The 17,169-nt window shown below is 74.8% G+C and carries 13 protein-coding genes; 8 read left to right on the top strand and 5 right to left on the bottom strand.

Features of this window, described 5'->3' with window-relative positions:
• Window positions 1-76 precede the first annotated feature (76 nt).
• From ACWC9R_RS04865 to ACWC9R_RS04850, 4 genes are read left to right on the top strand one after another with little or no spacing between them, the layout of a single operon-like run.
• On the top strand, window positions 77-3,259 hold the full coding sequence (locus ACWC9R_RS04865; protein ID WP_450728967.1) for a non-ribosomal peptide synthetase: 3,183 nt from the start codon (window positions 77-79) through the stop codon (window positions 3,257-3,259).
• A complete protein-coding gene (locus ACWC9R_RS04860) occupies window positions 3,259-5,190 on the top strand; it encodes a non-ribosomal peptide synthetase (RefSeq protein ID WP_450728966.1) in 1,932 nt (643 codons plus the stop codon). The genes ACWC9R_RS04865 and ACWC9R_RS04860 overlap by 1 nt, the downstream gene beginning before the upstream one ends.
• 58 nt (window positions 5,191-5,248) lie before the next feature.
• Window positions 5,249-7,057, top strand: coding sequence for an amino acid adenylation domain-containing protein (locus tag ACWC9R_RS04855; protein ID WP_450728965.1), 1,809 nt, complete (start codon window positions 5,249-5,251; stop codon window positions 7,055-7,057).
• On the top strand, window positions 7,047-9,917 hold the full coding sequence (locus tag ACWC9R_RS04850; RefSeq protein WP_450728964.1) for a condensation domain-containing protein: 2,871 nt from the start codon (window positions 7,047-7,049) through the stop codon (window positions 9,915-9,917). Before ACWC9R_RS04855 ends, ACWC9R_RS04850 begins: the two co-directional genes overlap by 11 nt.
• Before the next feature lie 78 nt (window positions 9,918-9,995).
• On the opposite strand, the gene ACWC9R_RS04845 is transcribed toward ACWC9R_RS04850, so the two are convergent.
• Entirely contained in the window at window positions 9,996-10,568 is a 573-nt protein-coding gene (locus tag ACWC9R_RS04845; RefSeq protein WP_450728963.1) for a hypothetical protein, read from the bottom strand.
• 316 nt (window positions 10,569-10,884) lie between these two features.
• Between ACWC9R_RS04845 and ACWC9R_RS04840 the strand changes: the two genes are divergently transcribed.
• Window positions 10,885-11,394, top strand: coding sequence for a mycothiol transferase (locus ACWC9R_RS04840; protein WP_450728962.1), 510 nt, complete (start codon window positions 10,885-10,887; stop codon window positions 11,392-11,394).
• Between the two features lie 36 nt (window positions 11,395-11,430).
• Here the strand turns inward: ACWC9R_RS04840 and ACWC9R_RS04835 are convergent, their stop codons facing one another.
• On the bottom strand, window positions 11,431-11,934 hold the full coding sequence (locus ACWC9R_RS04835; RefSeq protein ID WP_450728961.1) for a metallophosphoesterase family protein: 504 nt from the start codon (window positions 11,932-11,934) through the stop codon (window positions 11,431-11,433).
• Between the two features lie 62 nt (window positions 11,935-11,996).
• On the bottom strand, window positions 11,997-12,506 hold the full coding sequence (locus tag ACWC9R_RS04830; protein ID WP_450728960.1) for an SDR family NAD(P)-dependent oxidoreductase: 510 nt from the start codon (window positions 12,504-12,506) through the stop codon (window positions 11,997-11,999).
• Window positions 12,507-12,750: 244 nt separating this feature from the next.
• On the opposite strand from ACWC9R_RS04830, the gene ACWC9R_RS04825 reads away from it, so the two are divergent.
• Both ACWC9R_RS04825 and ACWC9R_RS04820 read left to right on the top strand, forming a co-directional pair.
• On the top strand, window positions 12,751-13,254 hold the full coding sequence (locus ACWC9R_RS04825; RefSeq protein WP_450728959.1) for a hypothetical protein: 504 nt from the start codon (window positions 12,751-12,753) through the stop codon (window positions 13,252-13,254).
• Window positions 13,255-13,346: 92 nt separating this feature from the next.
• Window positions 13,347-13,742 (top strand): thiol-disulfide oxidoreductase DCC family protein, encoded by a 396-nt coding sequence (locus tag ACWC9R_RS04820; protein ID WP_450728958.1) that lies wholly within the window; start codon window positions 13,347-13,349, stop codon window positions 13,740-13,742.
• Between the two features lie 50 nt (window positions 13,743-13,792).
• Here the strand turns inward: ACWC9R_RS04820 and ACWC9R_RS04815 are convergent, their stop codons facing one another.
• The gene (locus ACWC9R_RS04815; protein WP_450728957.1) at window positions 13,793-14,524 is read right to left on the bottom strand and encodes a L,D-transpeptidase family protein; all 732 of its coding nucleotides are present in this window, start codon (window positions 14,522-14,524) and stop codon (window positions 13,793-13,795) included.
• A gap of 288 nt (window positions 14,525-14,812) precedes the next feature.
• On the opposite strand from ACWC9R_RS04815, the gene ACWC9R_RS04810 reads away from it, so the two are divergent.
• Entirely contained in the window at window positions 14,813-15,301 is a 489-nt protein-coding gene (locus ACWC9R_RS04810; protein ID WP_450728956.1) for an EF-hand domain-containing protein, read from the top strand.
• Window positions 15,302-15,314: 13 nt separating this feature from the next.
• Here ACWC9R_RS04810 and ACWC9R_RS04805 read toward each other — a convergent pair whose 3' ends face one another.
• Window positions 15,315-16,931: an FAD-dependent monooxygenase gene (locus ACWC9R_RS04805; RefSeq protein WP_450728955.1), complete on the bottom strand. Its 1,617-nt coding sequence runs from the start codon at window positions 16,929-16,931 to the stop codon at window positions 15,315-15,317.
• Window positions 16,932-17,169: the final 238 nt, after the last annotated feature.

Genomic DNA, 17,169 nt, shown 5'->3' with positions numbered 1-17,169 from the left:
CGTCTGCGCGCCCACCGGCCGGGCCCGACCATGCCCGGCCGGAGCACATCCACCCCGACGACCTCAGGGATCGCCCATGCTTCCGCTCTCCTCCTCGCAGGAGATCGTCTGGCTGCACGAGCAGGTGCAACCGGGCAGCCGCGCCTACAACTTCACCGCCGCCCTCGACCTGTGGGGCACGCTCGACACCGACGCGCTGCGCGACGGGCTCGCCGCCACCCTCGACCGGCACGCCGGACTGCGGCTGGAACTCGTCGCCGTCGCCGGGGCGATGCCGGGACAGCGGGTCGCCGACGCCTGTGCGCCGCGGCTGCGCACCGTGGACCTGAGCGGGGCGGCGGACCCGGAGAGCGCGTTCCAGGAGCTGCTGCGCACCGAGGCGGAGACGCCGCTGGACACCTACGAGGCGCCGCTGCTGCGCTGGACGCTGGTCCGGCTGGCGGACGACCGGCACCGGCTCATCCACGTCGAGCACCATCTGATCCACGACGGCCACTCGTTCGCGATCCTGCTGCGGGACGTGTTCACCGTCTACCGGGGCCGCGTCCTGGGCGAGCCGGTGGAGCTGCCGGCCGCGTCCTCGTACGCCGACCACATTCGTGCCCGGTCCCAGGACGAGGCGAGCGCGGAGCGGCGGGACGGTCTGGAGTTCTGGGCCGGCGCGCTGCGGGAGATGTCCTACGACATGCCGCTGCCCGGTCTGGCCCGGCCCGGTGCCCGGCGCCGGCACCACGGCGGCCAGTTGCGCCAGTCGATCGGCGCGGATCTGGCGGAGCGCCTCCGCGCCCACGCCAGGGAACGCGGTCTGACGCCGTTCGCCACGCTCCTCGGGCTCTTCGCCGAGCTGCTGCGCCGGCACAGCGGGCGCGCCCAGATGGTGATCGGCACCGCGGTCGGCAACCGCCCCCGCGGTTTCGAGGACGCCGTGGGCATGTTCGTCAACACCATCCCGCTCGCGCTCCGGCTGGACCCGGCCGCCCCGGCCGAGGAGTCCATGGACGAGGTGACCGACACCCTCATCCGCGCCCTGCCGCACCAGGAGGTGCCGATCCAGGAGCTGACCCGCGCGCTCGGGCTGCACACCTCCGGCGCCGACAACCCGCTGTTCGGCGTCATGTTCAGCGCCCACGACGCGGAGCTGCCCGAGATCGACGTCCCCGGTCTGGACATCACCCTGTTCGAGGGCTTCAACACCGGCACCACCCGCTTCGACCTGGACGTGGTGCTGCTGCCGGACGACCGGCGCGGGGTCGGCCTCCGGCACGGCGCCGCGGGAATGACGCTGGTCTGGGACTACGACGCCGACATGTTCGGTGAGGACGTGGCGAAGCTGCTGGCCGGGCGATTCCTCGACCTGCTGCGGGGGTATCTCGACGCGCCGGGCACCGCGCTCGCCGACCTGGCGCCGCCGCCGGTGCCGCCGGCCCTGCCGGCCGCCGCTCCGCAGGCGCCGCGGCACGACCCGCTCGACCCCGCCACCGCCCACGACCCCTCGCTGCCCGCGCTGCTCGTCGGCGCCCGCAGGATCACCTACGGGGACCTGGCCGACCGGGTCGCCTCGCTCGCCGAGCGGATGCGGGCGGCGGGGGTGACGGCCGGTCAGCCGGTGGCCGCGGTGCTGCCCCGTGGTGCCGACTCGGTCGTGACGCTGCTGGCCTGTCTGCGGACCCGCGCGGTGTACTGCCCGCTCTCACCGTCCGACCCGCCGGCCCGCCTGACGCTGCTGCTGGAGCGGCTGAGTCCGGCGCTGGTGCTGACCTCGGCGGACGCCCCGGTGCCCGTTCCCGACGGCCTGCCCTCGGCCACCGTCGACGCCGCGGTCCTGCCGCCGGCCCGGGACGCCGGTACCGTGCCCGATGCCGCGTACCTCATCCACACCTCCGGCTCGACGGGCATCCCCAAGCCGGTCGCCGTCGGCCGCGCGGCGCTGGAGAACCATCTGACCGGAGCGGCCGAGCGGTTCGGCCTGCGCCCGGGTGACCGGGTGCTGCTGTTCGCCCAGCCGTCGTTCGACGTGTCCCTCGAAGAGGTGCTGCCGTCGCTGTACGCCGGGGCGTGCCTGGTCGCCCCCGAGCGGGAGGTCCCGACCGGCACCGAGCTGGCCGAACTGCTGGCCGCCGCCCGGGTCACCGTGGCCAACCTGCCCACCAGCTACTTCCTGGCCACCCGTCAGGAGATGCGCCCCGCACTCCGCGACGGCCACTGGGCCCCGCGGCTGCTGGTCCTCGGCGGTGAACGGCTCCCGGCGGACGCGCTGCGCGCGTTCCTGGCCGACACCGACAGCACCGTGCTCAACGTCTACGGCGTCACCGAGGCCGCCATCAGCTCCACCGTCCACGAGATCACCCGGGACGGTCTCGTCGACGGGGCGGAGATTCCGCTCGGCACCGAGCTGCCCGGCGAACGGGTGTATGTCCTGGACGCCCACCACCGGCCGCTGCCGGACGGCGCGGTCGGCGAACTGGCCATCGCCGGGGCGGGGTTGGCCGAGGGCTACGTCGGCAACCCGGAGGTCACCGCAGCGCGCTTCCGCCGTATCGAGGCGCTCGGCGGTGAGCGGGTCTACCTCACCGGCGACCGCGGCTACCGCGGCCGCGACGGGCTGCTGTACTTCCTGGGACGCCTGGACCACCAGATCAAGCTGCGGGGTTACCGGATCGAGCTGGAAGAGGTCGAGGCGGCCGCCTCGGCCGCGCTCGGCGGCCGGTCCTGCGCCGTCGTCCTGGACCGTGAGGCCCCCGGCGGGCCCCGGCTGGTCGGCTTCCTGGAGAGCGCGGACGAGGACGGGCCGTGGGACGAGCAGGCGCTGCACACGGAGCTGAGCCGACGGCTGCCGAGCGCCCTCGTACCGGGGCGCTGGGCCCGGCTCGACGTCATGCCGCGGCTGGCCGGCGGCAAGCCGGACCGGACCGCCCTGACCCGCAGCGCCGCCGCGCTGGAGCCGGCCGCGCCCGCCGAGGAGCCCGGCGCCGGGATACCGGAGGAGCCGGCCGATCCGATGACGGCGCTGCTCGTCGAGGGCTGGCGGGAGGCCCTGGGCCACGACCGCTTCGAGCTGTCCTCGGACTTCTTCCGGGCCGGTGGTCACTCGCTGCTCGCCGCGCAGCTGGCCTCCTGGCTGGAACCGCGGCTGGGGAAGCGTCCGCCGCTGCGGCTGCTGTTCCAGAACCCGGTGCTGACCGACCAGGCCGCCGCGCTCGCCACCGTCGGCACCGCCGCGCCCGTTCCCGCCGCCTCGACCACCGTGACGGAGTCCTGATGACCCAGCAGATGACCGCCCCGACGGCGGCTCCGGCGACCGCCGGACAGCACACCCCGCAGCCCGGCACGCTCAGCATCGCCCAGGGCGCCCGTCCCGCCGCCGAGGGCGTGACCGGAGTCCTCGCCCGTTTCGAGGAGTGGGTCCACCGCGCCCCGGAGGCTCCCGCGGTGGTCGACGGGGAGCACCGCTGGACGTACGGGCAGATCGACGCCGCCGCGGCGGAGACCGCGCGGGCGCTGCGCGACCGGGTGGGGCCCGGGGACCTGGTCGGCGTCTGCCTGGACCGGTCGGCCGCCCTCGTGGTGACGGCCGTCGCGCTGGCCAGGATCGGCGCCGTGTATCTGCCGCTGGGGCCCCGTCCCGGTGAGCGCCGCACCGACGCCGTCACCGAGGATCTGAACGTCCGCTGTCTGATCGGCGATCCGGCGCTGCTGCCGCCCCGGCACCGGACGGCCGACCGGATGGACCTGGCGCTGCCCGCCGAGGGGGCCAACGCCACCGCCACGATCGTGGCGGCGTTCGCCACGCCGGGTGCCGCCGCGCACTCCGCGCCCGAGGGGGCGTTCTACGCCGTGCTGACCTCGGGCTCCACCGGCCGCCCCAAGGCGGTGGCCGTCGGTGAGCCCGCGCTCGGCGGGCTGCTCGACTGGTACCGCACCACGACCGGACTCGGCCCCGGTGACCGGCAGTCGCTGCTGATCGGTGTCGCCTTCGACCCCCATCTGCTGGAGCTGTGGGCCGGGCTGACGTCCGGGGCGGCCCTGGTGCCCGCGCCGGACGAGGTCCGCTGGGACTCCGTGGTGCTCGCCGACTGGTGGCGCACGGCCGCCGTGTCGGTGTCGGTGGCCGCGACCCCGATGGTCGAGCCGCTGCTGGACCGTCCTTGGCCGAAGGGCCTGAGCCTGCGTCATCTGATGGTCGGCGGTGACCGGATGCGCCGCCGCCCCGGCGCGGAGGTGACCGCGACCGTCCACAACGCCTACGGCCCGGCCGAGGCCACCGTGATCGCCACCGCCTACGCCATGTACGGCACGGACGAGGCGGCCGGTACGGACTCCGCGCCCCCGATCGGCGGTCCCGTACCGGGCGTGACCGTACTCGTCGCCGACGCGGACGGCCGTCCCGTCGAGCGCGGCACGGAGGGCGAACTCCTCATCGGCGGCAGCGGGCTGGCGCTCGGCTACCTGGACCCCGAGCTGACCGCGCGCCGCTTCACGGCCGCGCCCGAGGGCCTCGGACTGCCGGGCGTGGAGCGGGTCTACCGCACCGGGGACCGGGTGCGGATGGCGGCCGACGGGCAGCTGGAGTTCCTCGGCCGCCTCGACGACCAGGTCAAGATCAGCGGGGTCCGGATCGAACCGGCCGAGGTGGAGGCCGCGTTCGAGCAGGACCCGGCGGTGCTGAGCGCCGTCGTCACCGCACCGCGCACCGCCGACGGCCCGGCCCGCCTGGTGGCGTACGTCCGGGCGGCCGCCGGCTCCGGGCTCACCGCGGACGCGCTGCTGCCCGCGCTGCGGACCTGGCTGCCCGAGCAGGCCGTCCCCTCGGACGTGCGGTTCGTGGGCTCCTTCCCGCTGGACGCCAACGGCAAGGTGGACCGCGCCGAGCTGACCCGGCGGGCGGCCGACAGCGGCCCGTCCCGCGCCGACGGCACCGCACCGGACGGCGGCGCGGCCGACGGTGCCACGCCCGGTGAGCGGCTGGTGCTGAGCGCCGTCCGCGATCTGCTCGGCCGGCCCGGCATGTCCCTGGCCGACAACTTCACCGGGGCCGGCGGCACCTCCGTGCTCGCCGCCCGGCTGCTGACCGTCATCGAGAAGGAGAGCGGCGTCCGGCTGCGCGCCCCCGAGCTGCTGCGCCAGCCCGATCTGCGCGCCGTGGCCCTGCTCGTCGACCAGCGCGCCGCCCGGCAGCCGGCGGGGGCCTGAGATGACCGCCCGCACCCCCGCGACCCCGTTCTCCCCCGACACCCGGAAGGAAGGCCCCGTGCCCACCGAAGGCACTCCGTCTCCCGCGGCCGGTCTGCCGGCCCTCGTGGCCCGGCACGCCGCGCGGACCCCGCACGCCCTGGCCGTGGCGGACGGCGACAGCACGCTCACCTATGCGCAGCTCGTCTCGTCCGCCCGAGCACTCGCCGCGCATCTGCGGGCGCACGGTGTCGGCGCGGGTGACTCCGTCGCCCTGCTGATGCCCCGCAGCGCCCGGACGGTCGTCGCGCAGCTCGCGCTGTGGTGGGCGGGCGCCGTGTGTGTGCCGCTCGATCCGGCCCATCCGCGGGCCCGTTCCGAGGCCTTGGCAGCCGAGGCGGGTGCGACGCTGACCGTCGGAGACAGCAAGCTCCTGGAGTCCGCGGAGCTGGGCGGCGCCACCCTGGCGCTGCCGGCGGAGCCGCTGGTGGACGACGACCGGCTCCCGGCGGCCGAACCGGGCCCGGACACCGCCGCGTTCATCATGTTCACCTCGGGTTCCACCGGCCGCCCCAAGGGCGTGGCCGTGCCGCACCACGCGATCGCCGAGCTGGTCTCCGCGCCGGCGTACCTCACCCTCACCGCCCGCGACCGGGTGCTCTTCCACTCGCCGATGACCTTCGACGCCTCGACCTTCGAGGTGTGGGGCGCGCTGGCCAACGGCGCCGCGGTGGTGGTGTGCACCGCCGAACGGCCGTCGTTCGAGGACCTGGCCCGGCACGTGGAGCGCCACGGCGTCACCGTCGCCTTCTTCACCACCGCGCTCTTCCACCAGCTGGCCGGCCGCCGCTCCCGGATCTTCTCGGCGCTGCGCACGGTGGTCGTGGGCGGCGAGGCGCTGTCCGCGCACCACGCCCGCGCGGTGCTGCGCGCCTTCCCCTGGCTGGAGCTGGTCAACGGCTACGGGCCGACGGAGGCGACGACCTTCACCACCACCCACCGTGTCACCGACGCCGACTGTGACGGCCAGGTGCCCATCGGCCGGCCGGTGGCCGGTGCGACCGTGCACCTCCTCGACGACGACGGCCGGCCGGTCCGGGACGGGGTGCCGGGCGAACTGTGGATCGGTGGCAGCCGGCTGGCGCACGGCTACACCGGGCGGCCGGAGCTGACCGCCGAGCGCTTCGTCCACCACTCCGGGCCGGGGCGCCTCTACCGCACCGGCGACCTCGTCTCCCGGCGCCCGGACGGGCTCCTGGAGTTCCATGGGCGCACGGACGACCAGGTGAAGGTCCGCGGTTTCCGGATCGAACCGGCCGAGATCGAACACGCCCTGCGGGAGCGGCCCGAGGTGGCGGACGCGGCCGTGACCGTGCACCGCCCCTCCCCCGAGGACTCCCGGCTCGCCGCGTTCGTCGTGGCCGCGCCCGGTCCGGTCCCCCGCCCCGACGCCCTGCGCGGCCATCTCGCCGCCGTGCTGCCCGCCCATCTGGTGCCCGACGAGGTGCGGTGCGTGGACGCGCTGCCGCTGACCGCCTCCGGCAAGGTCGACCGCCGCGCCCTGACGGACCTGCTCACGGCGGACGGGTCCGACGCCCCGGCCGGTCCGCTCGGTCCGCTGGAGCAGGCGGTCGCCGAGATCTGGAGCCGCTCGCTGGGCCGCGAGGTCACCCGCGCGGACGCCGACTTCCTCGCGCTGGGCGGCCACTCGCTGCTGGCCCTCGCCGTCACCGACGACCTGCGCGAGGAGCTCGGCGTCGAGCTGACCCTCGCCGACTTCTTCGCCGCCCCCACCGTGGCGGGTCATGCCACGCTGGTCGAGCGTGCGCTGCTCGCCCTGCACAGCGATCTGCGCCCCGGCGCCCCGGAGGACACCGATGGCCACTGACACCCCCGCCGCCGCGGCGCTCCAGGAGGAACTGCTGCGCCGGGCGCGCTCCCGCACCGCCCGCCCCGCACCCGTCCCCGAGGCGGTCCACCAGGGTCCCGCGCCGCTCTCCCACGCCCAGCGCCGGATGTGGCTGATGGACCGGCTGGGCGGGGGCGGCGCCTCGTACAGCGTGCCGTTCGCCACCCGGCTGCGCGGTCCGCTCGACCTCGACACGCTGGCCACCGCGCTGACCTCGCTGGTGCGCCGCCACGAGATCCTGCGCACCCGGTACGGGCAGCGGGACGGTGAGCCCTACCAGGAGGTGCTGCCGGCTCCGGAGGCGATCGCGCCGCGGGTCGTCGAGGCGGACGCCGACGGTGCCGCCGCCCTGCTGGCCGAGGAGGCACACCGGCCGTTCGACCTCGCCACCGGTCCCATGCCGCGCGCGCTGGTGGTGCGGCACGGGCCGCAGGACCACACCGTTCTGCTGACGTTCCATCACATCGCGCTGGACGGCGCCTCGCTGGAGACCGTGGCCGGTGAACTCGCCGCGCTCTACTCGGCCGCCACGGAGGGCACCACGGCCGGGCCGCAGCCGGCTCCGCCGCAGTACGCGGACTTCGCCCGGCGGGAGCAGGCCGCCGCCGACCGCCTCGAACAGGGCCTGCGCCACTGGGAGGACCGCCTCGCGGGAGTCTCCCCGCTGCGGCTGCCCCGCCCGGCGCACCCGCCCGCCGACAGCGGCGCCCGGCCCGCCGGTACGCACACCGTCCCGCTCGACCCGCGGGTCCCGGCGGCGCTGCGCGCGCTGGGCCGGGACCACCGCGCCACCCTGTTCACCGTGGCCCTCGCCGCGGCCTTCGCCGCCCTGCACCGCTTCACCGGCCAGGACGACCTGGTGATCGGGGTGGCGGGCAGCCACCGGCAGGGCGCGGAGATGCGCGGGCTGGTCGGACTGTGTGTCAACACCCTCCCGGTGCGGGTGCACACGGGCGGCGACCCGTCGTTCACCACGCTCGTGGAGCGGGTGCGGGAGGCGCTGCTCGACGCCCAGGAGTCCCGCGAGGTGCCCTTCGACCTCATCCTGGAGCGGCTCGGCGCCGGTGCCCGCGGCACGGACGGCACGGCCCTGATCCGGGTGACCGCGGACGTGCTGGGGGAACCCACCACGCTGCGGCTGCCGGGCACGGTGGGCGAGTACGTCGAGGTCGGCCCCGCCGAGGCCAAGTTCGACCTCTCCTTCGGCCTGGTGGACACCGACGCCCCCGCCGGGCTCGTCCAGTACGGCCGGACCGCGCTGGACGAGGAGGCGGCGGCCGGTCTCGGTGCGCACTACGCCGCCCTGCTCACCGCGGTCGCGGACGAACCGGGCCTGCGGCTCTCCCGGTTGCCCGGTGCGCTGCCGGCGCCGCGGGACGGGGCCGACGCGCATCCGGCCGACATGCATCCGGCCGAGGCGCTGCTGCGGTCGCACACCGGGGTGGCCGACGCCGCGGTGCTGGAGCCGGCCGGCGGGCCCCTGCTGGCGTACGCCGTGCTGCGCGAGATCGGTGGCCCCGCACCGGCCGAACTCCGCTCCCGGCTGCGGGCCGCGCTGGCGCCGGACCTGGTGCCCGCCGTGGTGACCCTGCTGGACGCGCTGCCGCGGACGGCCGACGGCGCGCCCGACGTGTCCCGGCTCCCCGGAATGCCGTCCGCGCCCGCGCCGGAGGGCGCCTGCGCCGAGGCGGTGGCCGAGGGTTTCCGCGCGCTGCTGGGCCGTCCGGCGGGGCCGGACGAGGACTTCTTCCTCCTCGGCGGTCACTCGCTGGTCGCCGTCCAGCTCGCCGAACGGCTGCGCGGGGCGCTGAAGCTGCCGTTGACCGGGCTGGACATCATGCAGGCCCGCACCCCGCGCGCGGTCACCGCGCTGCTGGACACCCGCGCGGCGGAGCGGGCCGCCGCGCCCGCGGTCACCACGTCCGGTCCGCGGCGCTCGCGTGAGGGCACGGTCCTGGTCACCGGCGGCACCGGCGGCGTCGGCGCGTTCGTGCTGCGCGAACTGGCCGCCAAGGGACGCCCGGTGCTGGCGCTGGCCCGCCCCGAGTCCGCGCATCTGGTCGCCGGGGACGGGGTGGACGTCATCGAGGGCGACCTCACCGACCTGGACGGGCTGCGCAAGGCCGTCGACGGCGCCGACGCGGTGATCCACGCGGCCTGTACCTTCACCCGCCCCGAGGTCGATGTGACCGCGATGGCGGCGATGGTCGGCGCCTGGTCGCGCGGCCCGTTCGTCTTCGTCAGCAGCGTGGACGCCTATGGGCACCCGGCCGGTGAGTGGGTGGCGGAGGAGTCCGCCTCGGCCCAGCCGCTGAGCCCGTACGGGCAGGCGAAGCTGGACTGTGAGGCGCTGCTGCTGGGGGCCGCCGGTTCCCAGGGCCGGGGCGGGGCGAGCGCCGTCCGCTCCCCCCTCGTCTGGGGCCCGCACCAGCGGCTGCGGGACCAGTTGCGCTGGGGCGCGACCGGTCTGCTCTACCAGGCCGCGCGGGAGGGCCGGCCGGTCGAGCTGCCCCGGCCGGGCACCGGCGGTCATGCCTGGTTCGGTGCGGCCTGGGTGCATGCCGCGGCCCTGGCCCGGTCCGTGGTGTCCTGCCTGGACTCCCCCGTGCACGGCGTCGCCAACGCCGTCAGCGGACATGTCACCTGGCGGGACCTCGCCGCCACGCTGGCCGAACTGCTCGGCAGCGACAGCGAGATCCTCGAAACGGACGAGGTCCATCCGGACCTGGACCACCGCTGGCACTACCACTCCGACCGGCTGTCCCGGTCCCTACGCCTGCAGCCGGGCGAGGACTGGCGCTCCGTCCTGGCCGAGATGGCGGGACCGTCCGAGCGGTGAGCCGCCCGGTATGACACCGAAGCGCCCGGTGGCTCCCCGGCCACCGGGCGGGCTCCTTTCGTCGCCCCCGTCCGCGGATCAGACGGCCAGGAACGCGGCCGCGGTCGCGGCACCGAGGGCGGCGCCGGCCACGGTCTGGGTGACGGAGTGGTACCCCAGCGCGACCCGTGACCAGCACACCGCGGTCGTCAGCGCACCGGCCGCCAGCCACCACGGGGAGTGCACCACCGCCAGCAGCGCGACGACGGCGGCGGCGACCGCGGAGTCCACCGAGATCTTCCAGACCGTGTTGACCGTCAGGAGAACGACCGTCATCGCCCACAGGGCGAGCATCGCGACCAGGATGCCGGCCGGCGCCCGCCCGAGGACCATGACGAGCGTCCCGGCGCCGATGGACGCCAGGATGACGAGGAAGATCGGCGCTCGCTTCGTACGGTCCACGACATGCCGGTCGCCCCATGTCCCGCGCCGGCGCTCCCATTCGATGTAGCCGGCCGGGACGAGCCCGGCGCACAGCGCCCCGAGCAGACCCCACAGGATGCCGGTCCAGTCCCCCGCGGCCGCCCATCCGATACCGAGCATTCCGGTGAGGAGGACGTTGCGGGGCTGGAGTATGTCGGTGACGGCGCGGGCGGTCGTGGCGTGGCTCATACGGGAACCTTCGTGTTCGGGTGAGATCCGGGAGAACGTACGCGGGACAACGCACCGCCCTGTCACCGGGGGTGACACCGGATCACGCGAACGGGCTCACTTTCCTGAGCCGGATCACCGTAACAAGGCCGAAATGCCGCCTTTCGGCCTGCCCCTCGCCGTTTCCCGCGCTCCGCTTGCGACCATGGGCGGGCTGCCGGGGCTGATGCCCTCCGGGGTGCCCGACCACCGCGGGAGCGCGGCACATCGGTCCACCGGTACCGGTTGTCCGCGGAGTCTCCGCGTGCAGCCGTCCGCCGCCGCAAAGGAGCCCGCCATGAACGCCAGCACGGACCTGCTCGTCGACGCCTTCGGACGTATCCGGGAGAGCGTCGAGGACGCGGTCACCGGGCTCGACCCGGAGGAGCTCGCCACCCGTCCCGAGGACGACGCCAACTCGATCGGCTGGCTGGTCTGGCACCTCACCCGCATCCAGGACGACCATGTCGCCGGGGTGGCCGGCACCGAGCAGATCTGGACCGCGGACGGCTGGTACGACCGCTTCGGGCTCCCCTTCGACCCCGACGACACCGGATACGGCCACACGGCCAAGCAGGTCGCGGCGGTACGGGAGCTGACCGCCGAGCTGCTGACGGACTATCACGGCGCGGTGCACGACAACACCGTGCAGTACCTCGCCGGGGTCGACGACAAGGACATGAAGCGCGTCGTCGACCGCGCCTGGACGCCGCCGGTCACCCTGGGCGTCCGGCTCGTCAGCGTCGTCGCCGACGCCCTCCAGCACGCCGGGCAGGCGGCCTATGTGCGTGGCCTGCTCGGTCGTTGAGCGCCCGGCCGGGCGGGGCGGCCGGCCACCGCGCGCTCAGCGGAGGCGGGGCAGCCGGTGCAGCTCCACCGCCGTGAGCCGGCCCGCCGTGATCTCCGCCGTCATGTAGGTGCAGTAGGGCTGCCGTCGGCGGTCGGTCGGCGATCCCGGGTTGAGCAGCCGCAGCCGGTCGCCGGCCGTGGAGTCCCAGGGGATGTGGCTGTGCCCGAACACCAGCACATCGAGGCCGGGGAACCGTTCGGCGCACCGGCGCTCCCGCCCCCGCGCGGCACCGGTCTCGTGCACCACGCCGAGCCGTACGCCCGCCAGTTCCGCGTACGCCACCTCGGGCAGCCGCGCCCGTAGTTCCGGGCCGTCGTTGTTGCCGTACACCCCGATCAGCCGCCGGGCGCGGGCCGTCAGCAGGTCCAGGGTGGCGGTGTCGACCCAGTCGCCGGCGTGCACCACGACGTCGGCGCGCGGCACCTCGTCGAGCAGCCGGGGCGGCAGCACCTTGGCGCGCCGGGGCAGATGGGTGTCGGACAGGAGCAGGAGTCGCACGGGTCTCTCCTCGGGCCGTACCGGCGGACGCGGCCGGGTGCCGGGTGCCGGGTGCCGGGTGGTCAGCGTTCCTGGGCGGTGGGCCGCACCGCCTCGTGCGCCGCGCGCAGCAGATGCGGCAGCGCGGCATGGGACATCCGCAGCACGGCCCTGAAGTTGAGGTCGACCATCCGGTCCCAGTCCGCGGGGTCGCTGTCCTCCACCGCGCCGCGTGCGCCGAAGCCCGCGTTGTTCACCAGGAGGTCCAGCCGCCCGAAGTGGTCCAGGGTCTGCTCGACCGTCCGGCGGGCCTCGGGCGCGGCGGCGAGGTCGGCGGTCAGGGCGAGGGACGCGCCACCCTGCGTACCGATCGCCTCCGCCAGCTCCTCCAGCCGCTCGGTACGGCGGGCCACCAGCGCGAGGGAGCAGCCCTCCCGGGCGAGCGCCAGGGCGGTGGCCGCGCCGATGCCGCTGGAGGCGCCGGTCACCAGCGCCACACTGCCCGACAGCGGCTTCCGGCCGGCGCCGGCGCCCGCCCCGGAGGCGTCCGGGCCCGCCGCCCCCGCCTGCTCACTCACTCCGGTGCCCTTCACGTCCCGCTCCTCCCGCTCGGTTTCCCCGGCCGTCGAGGGGGCCTACCCCTGGGACGGGCACGTGGCCCGTGCCCGCCCCACTTCCGCATGCCCCTTCCCCACTGCTGTCCGCCCTCACCATCTGCCCCACGGAGAAGGCCGGTTGGCCCGGAATCCGCGGTACGGCATGCCCCTGGACGCGGTGCGCGGGGCCGGACACCGGGTAGGAATCCAGGAACCCCCCTTGCGCTCCCGGGAGCTGCTCATGAAGCACACGCATCCCCTGCCCGGCGACATCGGACTCACCCGGATATCCGGCCTCACCGGCCGGCTGATCCGCTTCGGACAATGGCTCAACGGAGACGGCTTCGCCGACTACCAGCACGCCTTTCTCGTACTGCCCGGCGACCGGCTGCTGGAAGCCCAGCCGGGCGGTTCCCGGATCGCGCCGCTCACCACGTACGACGGCACCGACGTGCTGTACGTCTGCCCGGAAGGGCTCACCGAGCGGCAGCGCACCGCCCTCTGCACGGCGGCATCCGCCTACGTCGGGGTGCCCTACAGCTTCCTCGACTACCTGGCGATCGCCGCGCACCGCTTCCACCTGCCCCTCCCGGGGCTGCGCCGCTATGTGGCCAGCACCCGGCACATGATCTGCTCCCAACTCGTCGATCAGGTCTATCAGGACGCCGGTGTCCATCTGTTCGCCGACGGCCGCTGGCCGGGCTACGTGACACCGATGGCCCTGTACACCCTGCTGGCCGGCTGACGCCCCACAGGTGGGCTCGACGGCACCCGGAATTCCTGCCCGGTAACCTGGCGCACGTCAGGACATTCCACCGGCGCGAGGGGGACCGGACCATGCGGCGGCAACCCGTACTCGTCTACGACGGCGACTGTGCCTTCTGCACGTCCTCGGTGCGGTTCGCGCAGCGGCGGCTGCGTCCGCGCTGCGCGGCCACGCCCTGGCAGTTCGCCGATCTCGCGGAGCTGGGCGTCAGCCGCCGGCGTGCCGAGCACGAGGTGCTGTGGGTGACGCCGGCCGGCGCGGTGCACGGTGGCGCGCAGGCGGTCGCCAAGCTGCTGCTGAGCGCACCGCGCGGGTGGCCGGTCGTGGGCGCGTTGCTCACGCTCCCGCCGGTGCGCTGGATCGCCCATGGGGTCTACCGGCTGATCGCGCGCAACCGGCACCGGATGCCGGGCGGGACGGCGGCCTGTGCGCTGCCGTCCGCGCCCGCCGCCCGGAAGCCGGTGTAGCGGGCTCACATCGGCGGTCCGTGGCGGCGTCCGGCCGGGCCGATGCCGCGTCAGGTGCCGGGCTTACGGCCGTAGACGTAGACGTCATCGCCGTTCTTGAGCAGGGACCAGTACTTCTTGGCGTCGTTGCTGCGCATGTTGACGCAGCCGTGCGAGCCGGGCGCCGACCAGACGCTGCCGCTGATGGAGTGGAACGCCTGCCCGCCGTCGAAGAACTGGCTGTACGGCATGGGCACGTGGTAGATCGTCGACACATGGTGCAGATGGCGCCAGTAGACCTTCTTGGCGCCGGTGCGGGTCTCGTACCCGTCGCGGCCCGTACGGACCGGTACCGGCCCGAAGACCAGCTTCCTGCCGTCCTGAATCCAGCTGAGCTGGCGGGTCAGGTCGACGCAGGCTATCCGCCCCTTGTTCGTGGGGCAGTTACCGGCCTTGTTGGGGTTGTGCCCGGCGGCCTGCTGCTGGGCCACGACACGCATCACGCCCCAGGTGACGGGCCCGGCGTAGCCGATGTTCGGGGTGATGCCGTGGCTGGTCTGAAAGGCCCGGATCGCCCGGCAGTCGGCGGTGGACTGCCGGCCGTCCACCGGCAGCCCGAGGAACTTCTCGGCCTGCTTCTGGTACGGGCCGCGGCCCGCGGTGCACGAAGAGGCGGTGGCGGCCTGGGCCGTGGAGCCGAAGGCCACCGTCAGCGGAACGGTCAGCGCCGTCACGGCGAGCGCCGCGCCCGCCCGACGACCGGCGCCGGACCGCGGGACACGCAGGTTCAGTCGTCTTTTCATACCCCGTAGGACTGTTTGCCCGACCCGCCGGTTGCAGGCGTGACCGACCCGAAATATCTGATACGTGATCCGCTCCCCGGCGGACGGCACGGCGCCCGGTCCACCGGGGAATTGCGACGCCCGCCTACAGCACCGCGACCTTCGGCCGAGGCGACGAACACGCCCCCCTCGATCACCCTGCGCTGTCGCATCGCCACTTAATGTGCTCATGACGGACGGTCGCGGCGCCCGTGGCCGTCCGCCTCCCGGGCTCCGTCAGGAGTCACCCCCGCTCAGAAGGGATGACGCATGATCACCGATGCGCTGCGTGCGGAGTACGAGCACCGCTTCACCCTGTACGACACCGACGGCGACGGCTATCTGACCGCACAGGACTTCACCGACCGCGCGCGGCTGCTGACGGAGGCGGTGGGCGAACCGGCGGACTCCCCCAAGGCGCGGGCGCTGGATGCGGGGATGCGGCACACCTTCGAGCAGCTCGCCGCGATGGCACGGGTCGACGCCATGGGGCGGCTGGACCGGAAGCAGTTCGTCGAGGCGTTCGCGCGCGCGAGCGCGTCCGGGGCGATCGGCAACGTCGTCGGGCCGTCGGTCGCCGCGACCATCGCCCTCGCCGACTCCGACGGGGACGGTGTGGTCAGCCAGGAGGACTTCACCGTGGTCCACCGCGCGGCGGGACACTCGGACGCCCAGGCGGCGGAGGCCTTCCGCGCCCTGGACCAGGACGGAGACGGGCGGCTGCTGGTCGAGGCCTGGCCGGTGGCCGGCGGCGCGTAGGGCTCTGGCGGCCTCATCCGCGGAAGGTCAGGGCGAGGTGCTCCGTCAGCCGCGGGCCGCTCACCGGGGCGTCGCGCAGCCCCAGATAGCCGTCGGGACGGATGAGGAATCCCTCGCCGCCGCGTGCGCCGTAGTTCCGCCGGAACGTGTCGAGGCTGTCGCGGACGACGGGCAGCAGCAGACCGTCCGTCCCGAGCCGCGGAGCGGCGATCAACCAGACGCCCAGCTGCCCCTGCGCCGCGCGCCGCGCCGACGCCACCACCTCGTCGTACGGCGCCAGTTGGGCCTCGTCGTCCGCGTAGAGCAGCAGGGTGTGCTCCTGGCCGCGCAGCAGGTCGAACAGGCGGGACGGGAAGGTGGTGAGGTCATGTCGGAGGCCGTCGCAGTCCGGTGCACGGTCACCGGCCGCGGGGCCCTGGCACGGCTGCCCGTCCGGCCCGACGATCGGGCTGCCGCGGTAGCCGACGAGCAGCTGGGCCTCGCGCCGGATCACCGTCGACGGATCGTCGGGGTCCGCCTGGACGCCGCCGCCGGCGTGCCGGACCGTCCGCTGCACCACTTCCTCGCCCACGGGACGGCGCTCGGCGTCGTAGCTGCTCAGCAGTCCCGCGCTCGCGGTCGACCGCACCGCCAGGGCCACCTTCCACGCCAGGTTGTAGGCGTCCTGGATGCCGGTGTTCATGCCCTGGGCCCCGGTGGGCGGATGGATGTGGGCGGCGTCTCCCGCGACGAACACCCGGCCTTCCCCGTAGCGGTCCACCAAGCGGTGACTGATACGGAAGACCGAGGACCAGCGGAGCGAGGAGGCCAGGGTGGGCTGCGGCGCGAGCCGGTCCAGGACCGCCTGGATGTGCGGGAGGCCGGGCGTGGGGCCGGACTCCAGACCGTGCGCCACCTCGTCCCCTCCCGGGTGTGGTGACAGGGAGAGTTCCGGCGGGACGAGCATGGACATCCGGTAGCGGTTGCGGCCGGGCAGCGGGATGCAGACCAGCAGGTCGTCGGTGCGTCCGTCGCTCTGGTGCATGGCACGGACCGCGTAGCCGGGCGGCAGCTCCCAGTCGACCTCGACATCGCCCAGCATGTACTCCTCGGGGAAGGAACCGCCCTCGAAGCGCAGCCCGAGCCCCTTGCGGACGGCGCTGTGGGCGCCGTCGCACCCGAGGAGGAAGCCCGCGCTCACCCACTCCTGGGCGCCGGACGGCAGCGCGAGACAGACCCGGACCTCGTCGGCGTCCTGCTCGAAGCTCACCAGCTCCGTGCCGCGTTCGACATGGGAGCCCCAGCGCGCGAGCAGTTCCGCGAGAATGCGTTCGGTGGCGTACTGCGGAAGGGCGGCGAAGCGGTAGGGCACATCCGGCGGCAGGGACAGCTCGATCCGCGCCTGCTCCGTGCCGTTGACATAGATCAACTGCCCCCGGAGCGGAGCCGCGGCGGCCAGGGCCTCCCGCGCCACCCCCATCCGGTCCCAGATCTCCAGCGTCCGGGGCTGAACCCCCACCGCCTTGGCGAACGGCTGCGGCGCGGACAGCCGGTCGACGACACGACACCGCACCCCACGCCGCCGCAGCTCACAGGCCGCCGTCAACCCGACCGGCCCCGCCCCGACGACCAGCACATCCACCTCGGCCATGGCAGCCTCCCGGGCCGGAACCACCCTCCTCCCCCAAGGGAACACAGCGGGGTCGGCCTGTCATCTCGGTGGCTTTGCGCCTCCTCCGGGCTGCGCTCTCCCGCCATCCGGATCGCGGTGGCCGGCGCACCGCGATGGTGAGGGTGCCGCCCCGCTGCAACTCCCCCGGTGGAGGCCGTTCCCCGCCCGTGGGAGCCGGGTGCCCCGCCGATCCTCGCCGCCGGCCGCGCGGTGACAC

The sequence above is a fragment of the Streptomyces sp. NPDC001219 genome, assembly GCF_053597915.1.
The sequence above is the reverse complement of the archived record's forward strand: the minus strand, read 5'-3'. Positions and strand labels throughout refer to the sequence as shown.

Coding starts and splice junctions, on each gene's coding strand:
- ACWC9R_RS04850 (WP_450728964.1), top strand. CDS start 7,047: ATGGCCACTGACACCCCCGCCGCCGCGGCGCTCCAGGAGGAACTGCTG.
- ACWC9R_RS04805 (WP_450728955.1), bottom strand. CDS start 16,931: ATGGCCGAGGTGGATGTGCTGGTCGTCGGGGCGGGGCCGGTCGGGTTG.
- ACWC9R_RS04825 (WP_450728959.1), top strand. CDS start 12,751: ATGAAGCACACGCATCCCCTGCCCGGCGACATCGGACTCACCCGGATA.
- ACWC9R_RS04820 (WP_450728958.1), top strand. CDS start 13,347: ATGCGGCGGCAACCCGTACTCGTCTACGACGGCGACTGTGCCTTCTGC.
- ACWC9R_RS04845 (WP_450728963.1), bottom strand. CDS start 10,568: ATGAGCCACGCCACGACCGCCCGCGCCGTCACCGACATACTCCAGCCC.
- ACWC9R_RS04810 (WP_450728956.1), top strand. CDS start 14,813: ATGATCACCGATGCGCTGCGTGCGGAGTACGAGCACCGCTTCACCCTG.
- ACWC9R_RS04815 (WP_450728957.1), bottom strand. CDS start 14,524: ATGAAAAGACGACTGAACCTGCGTGTCCCGCGGTCCGGCGCCGGTCGT.
- ACWC9R_RS04840 (WP_450728962.1), top strand. CDS start 10,885: ATGAACGCCAGCACGGACCTGCTCGTCGACGCCTTCGGACGTATCCGG.
- ACWC9R_RS04860 (WP_450728966.1), top strand. CDS start 3,259: ATGACCCAGCAGATGACCGCCCCGACGGCGGCTCCGGCGACCGCCGGA.
- ACWC9R_RS04865 (WP_450728967.1), top strand. CDS start 77: ATGCTTCCGCTCTCCTCCTCGCAGGAGATCGTCTGGCTGCACGAGCAG.